Raw genomic sequence first — 5,978 nt, 5'->3', positions numbered from 1 at the left:
CCCTATATACGCTTGTATATAGGGTCTTTTGATAATAGTAAAAATTAATTCTATTACAATGTGATATTTAAAGTACGGCCTGTAGGTTTATATTCAATAATCTCTACACCTGCAGTTTTTAACATCCGCTTAGATGCTTTTACCTCTTTTGTGTCCTTATAGAGATCATCGCGATAAATAACGGCCTTAATACCACTTTGAATAATTGCCTTAGCACATTCATTACAAGGGAATAATGTAACATAAATCTTGGAACCCTCTAGAGAGCCACCACGATAATTTAGAATAGCATTGAGTTCACTATGTACAGTATAGAAATATTTGTTATCGTCTGCTGAATCGCGTTCCCAAGTAAAGTCATCATCACTACAATTCAAAGGCATGCCATTATAGCCAATAGATAAGATTTTATTATCATTGCTAACGATACATGCACCAACTTGTGTATTAGGATCCTTAGAGCGTTGCGCTGCTAAGATGGCAACCCCCATGAAGTATTCATCCCAGGAAATATAATCGCTACGTTTTGCCATAATTACCTCACTATAAAATAAGCCCCCTTCTACTTATGTAGTTGGGGGCTTACTGTATTAAACGAATAGAATATCGTTATTTAACTACGATATTTACAAGTTTACCAGGTACATAAATAACTTTTACAATATTTTTGCCTTCTGTAAACTCTTGAACACGACTAGACTCTTTAGCCAATGTTTCTAATTCTTCTTTTGTAATATTTACGGAAACAGTAAGTTTATCACGAACTTTACCATTTACTTGTAATACTACTTCTACTTCATCTACAACGAGAGCTGCCTCTTCGTATACAGGCCATTTTTCAGTGTGGATGGATGTAGTTTCACCCAATTCATGCCACAACTCTTCTGTCATATGAGGAACAAATGGTGCTAAAAGAAGTAATAAGGAATGAGTTAATTCATTAGCCAAAGCGCTATTGATTGTTTCAGCTTTGTCCTTATGAGCGTACATAGCATTTACTAGTTCCATGATAGCAGAAATAGCAGTGTTAAAGTTGAAGTTATTATCGAGGTCTTCTGTAACCTTTTTGATAACACGGTGCAATTCACGACGCAATGCAAATTCGTCTTTTGTAAGTTCACCAGTTACATTTTTCTTAGCTTCTTCGTTGTATGCATCAACAATACGCCATACACGACCTAAGAAACGATAGGAACCTTCAACGCCTTGGTCAGACCAATCAAGGTCACGATCAACAGGAGCTGCAAATAGAATGAACAAACGTGCAGTATCAGCACCATAGGTATTGATAATTTCTTCAGGAGAAACTACATTACCTTTGGATTTAGACATTTTGCTGCCTTCCTTAAGAACCATACCTTGTGTCAACAAGCCACGGAATGGTTCGTTAGCTTCAATAAGGCCTAAATCGTGAATAACTTTCACAAAGAATCGGGAGTACAACAAGTGCAAGATAGCATGTTCAATACCACCGATATATTGGTCAACGTTCATCCAGTAGTTAGCGATTTTTTTATCGAATGGAACTTGGTCGTTTTTAGCGTCTGTATAGCGCAAGAAGTACCAAGAGGAATCGATAAATGTGTCCATTGTGTCTGTTTCACGACGTGCAGGACCACCACATTTAGGACATGTAGTATTTAAGAAGCTTTCAGATGTAGCCAATGGAGATACAGCACCAGATTCAAATTTAACATCCTCTGGCAAGCGTACTGGCAACTGTTCTTCAGGAACGAGTTGTTCCCCACATTTTTCACAATATACTACAGGAATTGGCACGCCCCAGTAACGTTGACGAGAAATCAACCAGTCACGAAGGCGGAAGTTTACTTTACCTTCACCAATGCCGCGTTCGTTAAGAGCAGCTGTGATAGTTTTACGAGCCTCTTCAGATGTTTGGCCATTATATTCACCAGAGTTAACGAGAATACCATCTTCATGGTACCATTCTTGCCATTTATCAAGGCTGTATTCTTCACCTTCACGAGCTACAACTTGTTTAATAGGCAAATCATATTTGTGAGCAAATTCCCAGTCACGTTCATCATGTGCAGGGGAACCCATTACGGCACCAGTACCATAGTCTACCAATACATAGTTAGCAATCCACACAGGAACTTGTTCGCCAGACATAGGGTTTACTGCATAGGAACCAGTGAACATACCTTCTTTAGGTGCTTCTGTAGATGTACGGTCAATATCACTCATATTGCGCATACGTGTAATGAAGGCTTCTAATTCAGCTTTATTAGGAGCATTTTCAATAAGGCGTTCCAAATATGGATGTTCAGGAGCCAATACTACATAGCTTACGCCATAAATAGTATCAACCCGTGTAGTGTACACAGATACGCGTTCATTGATGGATGGTACTTCAAAGGAGAATTCTGTACCTTCAGAACGGCCAATCCAGTTCTTTTGCATCAATTTAACGCGTTGTGGCCAATGATCAAGAGTATCCAAATCAGTTAACAAGCGATCTGCATATTCTGTAATGCGCAAGAACCATTGAGACAAGTCTTTTTTCTCAACTGGGTTGTCACAGCGCCAGCAAGCGCCATCGATAACTTGTTCGTTAGCCAATACAGTATGGCAAGTTTCGCACCAGTTTACTTTAGCTTCTTTTTTATAGGCTAAGCCTTTTTTATAAAATTGTTGGAAGAACCATTGCGTCCATTTGTAGTAATCTTCTTTACATGTTGCAACTTCACGGTCCCAATCATAGGACAAGCCAAGTGCTTTTTGTTGCAATTTCATGTTCTCGATGTTATCAAGTGTCCATGTTTTAGGTGCAATACCATGTTTGATAGCTGCGTTTTCTGCAGGCATACCAAAGGAGTCCCAGCCCATTGGATGTAACACGTTAAAGCCCTTCATTTTTTTGAATCGGGCTACTACGTCACCGATGGAATAGTTACGCACGTGACCCATGTGTAAGTTACCAGATGGGTACGGGAACATTTCTAATACATAGTATTTTTCTTTAGATTCATCATATTCTGTTTTAAATGTATGGTTATCTTCCCAATACTGTTGCCACTTTTTCTCAATATCTTGGGCTACATATTTTTCATTCATGTAGGGGCCTCCTCATATAGTCAACCTCATTAGTTGCCGTTTTATAATCAATATTTTTATTTTACTACTTACTATGAAAGCAGTCAAACTCTAGCGTTTTACTACTTGTATAGATTTTGTGAATTCATTTTTATTAGTTGTATTTTGAACAGATCCATGGCTCTTATAAGAAGCAAATTTATCCTTTGCCTCTTGTGCATCGCGTTCCTTTTGAGCCTTAGCCTCTTCTTCTAAACGCTTTTTCTCTGCCTTGGCTTCCTCAGCTTGACGTTTTTTCTCAGCTTTAGCTTGCTCCGCTTCTTCTTTAGCTTTACGTTTAGCTAATTCTTTTTCTTCTTTTGCTTTACGTTTTGCTTCCGCTTTAGCAGCTTTGGCCTTTTCTTTTTCTTCTAAACGCAATTTATATTGTTCAAGCTTAGTTAATGGTTTAGTTTCTTCTACTACTGGTTCAGGAATAACCGCTGTAGGAGATTTAGGAATACCGCGACCTAAGTCTTTACCTTGAATCATAGCAATAGTAGATTCATCTTCAAAGCCTTTACGCCATGCAGCAAAACCACCAAGCTGTAACTCTTTTACAAGGTCTAATTTCAAACCTAAAGACGTATTATCTTCAAACCAAATACGATCGGAACCAGAGCCAGTTGGGATAGATAAATAATAAAGTTTTAATCTATCATCCCATGTCATTTTATCCTTGTAGTTTGCAAAGTAACTACCTGTATTTTTCATAGCCAATGTTTCGCCCTTAGTATAGCCATTTGTATCATGCCATAAGCGCATATAGAATGGCACACCAAGTACTAATTTTTGGGATGGCACTTCAGAAAGCATTTTTTCTGTATGATTGCGAACCCATGGATAACTAGCTACAGGACCTGCTGTGGTACTCTTAGCCCATGTTTCGTCATAAGCCATGAGAACTACATAATCTACGGAATTTGCAAAGGCGCCGCGGTTATATACTAAAGACCATTCTGGGCTATCAGAATAACCAGTTACATCAATAGATGTTTTAATATTGTATTGATGTAAATGGTTAGATAAATACGCTACAAAGGCTGTTAAACGATCACGGTCGGCATAATCAATATTTTCAAAGTCAAAGTTATACCCATCAAAACCGTAAATATAAGCATATTGCACGAGGTTATGAGCATATTTTTTCCATACAGATTGATCTGCTAAGATACCACTAGTAAAGCCAGGGTCAAATCGATTCGTAATTAAAGGCCATACGTGGTAACCTTTACTCTTATAATCGTTAACATAATCAATACTTACATTAGGACTTGCTTCGAGGCCCAGGCTATGCAATTTAAACCAGCTTGGAGAAATGATATTATCGCCGCTAGCATTAAGTTTTGCTTGATATGGAGTTCCCTGTGTTGGCCATGGATCAAAGGCCCAAGACAATGGTGTTTGCATTGTATACGGAGCTTTTACTGTAGAAGCTTGTGGAGCAGGACCTAAGGTTAATTGTCCATTCGTTTTTGTATAGCTCACACCGAGCATAGCTGGATCTGACTCAATATCGACATAGGTCGTACCATTTTTGCTAGTTGTGGGCAATTTTACAGGTTCTCCAACAGCAGCAGGATCTAAAACGATAGTATTCCCTTGCAATACTGTTTGAGGTACATATACCGTATAGGATGTTTTATATTGATTAGCTTCGTAATGACGCGTAGTATTTGCCAAGAATTGATCGAGAGGCACTAATACTTCTGCTTGTACGGCTGTACTAGATAATGCAGACATTACCAAAGCTGTTAAAGATTTTAAAATAGTAGATTTACGAATCATGAACTCTCCTAACTCTAGTCCCCTAAAGGGGATATAATTTCAATCTCTATATTATACCATATTATATAGAATTCCTCTCAGTTGTTGCATGAAGAGTACATGTAATTTATAATTTACCTTATACAATACAAGTTATTACATAAGGAGTTTTATATGCATCAATATCTATTTTTTATAGGTGACTTCCCTATCAGGGCCTATGGTGCCATGTTAGCCTTAGCTATCATCTGTGGTGCCTCTGTTGCCTATGTTTTATTAAAAAAAGACGGTCGAGGGTGGCATGAACACATCATCGATTTTTCCATTACTGTTGCCGTAGCAGGTCTCATCGGGGCCCGACTATGGGACGTATTCTTCTTTGATTGGCATTATTATGGCAATCATTTATTAGAAATTCCCTTTGTATGGCAAGGTGGTATGGCCATACAAGGCGGCGTTGTATTAGGCACCATTGCAGGCTACTGGTACTTACGTAAAAATAATATCGACTTTTGGGCCTTTGCAGATTTATTTGCCCCTGCATTAATCTTGGCTCAATCTGTAGGGCGTATGGCAAATCTCTTAAATGGCGATGCTTTTGGACATCCTACGGGCGGTAACTTTGGTATTCTCTATCCTGAAAGCACGTTAGCCCATCGCACTTACGGCAATCAACCATTATGGCCAGCAGAAATCTGGGAAGGTCAAATCGATATTCTTATATTTGTGGCCCTCCTATTATTTAGCTCCTTTAAACATGCTAAAGGTCAAGTCTTCGTACTATATGCCATTCTCTACTCTACAGCTAGATTCTTCCTTGAATTCTTACGCGGTGACTATGTAGATTTAACATTAGGCTTAAAATCTGCTCAAATGACTAGTCTTATTGTTATTATCGTAGGCATTTGTCTATTTATCTATCTAGGCTACTTAGAAAAGAAAAATCAACCTGTACTTGAAACTACAGAAACAGCGCCTAAAACGAAAAAACGTAAATGATAACAAATAATAAGAAACATATATTATGAATAAAAAAATCCTTCATTCATGGGTCTCCCTTTGAATGAAGGATTTTTCTTTATAAGTCTAAAAACACATATAGCATTGAGCAATTT

At 38.1% G+C, this 5,978-nt stretch carries 4 protein-coding genes; 1 reads left to right on the top strand and 3 read right to left on the bottom strand.

What is annotated here, in order from left to right:
* Positions 1-53 precede the first annotated feature (53 nt).
* The 3 genes from QZ334_RS06435 to QZ334_RS06425 all read right to left on the bottom strand — a co-directional run bounded on the left by QZ334_RS06435 (position 54) and on the right by QZ334_RS06425 (position 4,884).
* Positions 54-533, bottom strand: a complete 480-nt coding sequence (locus QZ334_RS06435; RefSeq protein ID WP_005386569.1) for a deoxycytidylate deaminase — start codon at positions 531-533, stop codon at positions 54-56.
* A gap of 76 nt (positions 534-609) precedes the next feature.
* Positions 610-3,078 carry a leucine--tRNA ligase gene (leuS, locus tag QZ334_RS06430; RefSeq protein WP_295232926.1) on the bottom strand — a complete coding sequence of 823 codons (2,469 nt, stop codon included), beginning with the start codon at positions 3,076-3,078 and terminating at the stop codon, positions 610-612.
* A 90-nt stretch (positions 3,079-3,168) separates the two neighbouring features.
* The gene (locus tag QZ334_RS06425; protein WP_295232923.1) at positions 3,169-4,884 is read right to left on the bottom strand and encodes a glycosyl hydrolase family 18 protein; all 1,716 of its coding nucleotides are present in this window, start codon (positions 4,882-4,884) and stop codon (positions 3,169-3,171) included.
* 153 nt (positions 4,885-5,037) lie between these two features.
* On the opposite strand from QZ334_RS06425, the gene lgt reads away from it, so the two are divergent.
* The gene (gene lgt / locus QZ334_RS06420; protein WP_105089221.1) at positions 5,038-5,862 is read left to right on the top strand and encodes a prolipoprotein diacylglyceryl transferase; all 825 of its coding nucleotides are present in this window, start codon (positions 5,038-5,040) and stop codon (positions 5,860-5,862) included.
* Positions 5,863-5,978: the final 116 nt, after the last annotated feature.

This window comes from Veillonella sp. (assembly GCF_019414865.1).
Taxonomy (GTDB): domain Bacteria; phylum Bacillota; class Negativicutes; order Veillonellales; family Veillonellaceae; genus Veillonella.
Note: the sequence above shows the minus strand (reverse complement) of the source record. Positions and strands in the feature narration are given on the sequence as shown.

Excerpts from the sequence above, each read along its gene's own strand:
- QZ334_RS06435 (WP_005386569.1), bottom strand. The coding sequence starts at position 533 with ATGGCAAAACGTAGCGATTATATTTCCTGGGATGAATACTTCATGGGG.
- leuS (WP_295232926.1), bottom strand. The coding sequence starts at position 3,078 with ATGAATGAAAAATATGTAGCCCAAGATATTGAGAAAAAGTGGCAACAG.
- QZ334_RS06425 (WP_295232923.1), bottom strand. The coding sequence starts at position 4,884 with ATGATTCGTAAATCTACTATTTTAAAATCTTTAACAGCTTTGGTAATG.
- lgt (WP_105089221.1), top strand. The coding sequence starts at position 5,038 with ATGCATCAATATCTATTTTTTATAGGTGACTTCCCTATCAGGGCCTAT.